The organism is Colwellia sp. MB02u-10 (genome assembly GCF_014077185.1).
Lineage (GTDB): Bacteria > Pseudomonadota > Gammaproteobacteria > Enterobacterales > Alteromonadaceae > Cognaticolwellia.
Genome location: NZ_JACGVK010000006.1, coordinates 1 through 213, shown reverse-complemented (window position 1 = coordinate 213; position 213 = coordinate 1). Strand labels below are relative to the sequence as shown.

The 213-nt window shown below is 48.4% G+C and carries 1 protein-coding gene; it reads left to right on the top strand.

The window, feature by feature from the left end:
• Nucleotides 1-22: 22 nt before the first annotated feature.
• Nucleotides 23-213, top strand: a 191-nt coding sequence (locus H4J59_RS00015; protein ID WP_182235753.1) for an Ig-like domain-containing protein, incomplete at its 3' end; no start/stop codon positions are given.

Sequence of the window (213 nt, the reverse complement as noted above, 5' to 3'; positions counted from 1 at the left end):
CATTCCCAAGGGGATGACGCTTGTGCCGACTATTTCTGATGAGAAATTATCTAACGACGCGGATACAGACGTTTTACTTACTGAGTTCACATGGGTTAGCTCAAATACAGCGGTTGCGACGGTTGCGGCAGACGGCACAGTAACGGTATTAGCTAATGCGCCATTAGCTACAGACACGACGATAACCGCTACTTTAACGGTGGGTTACGGAGA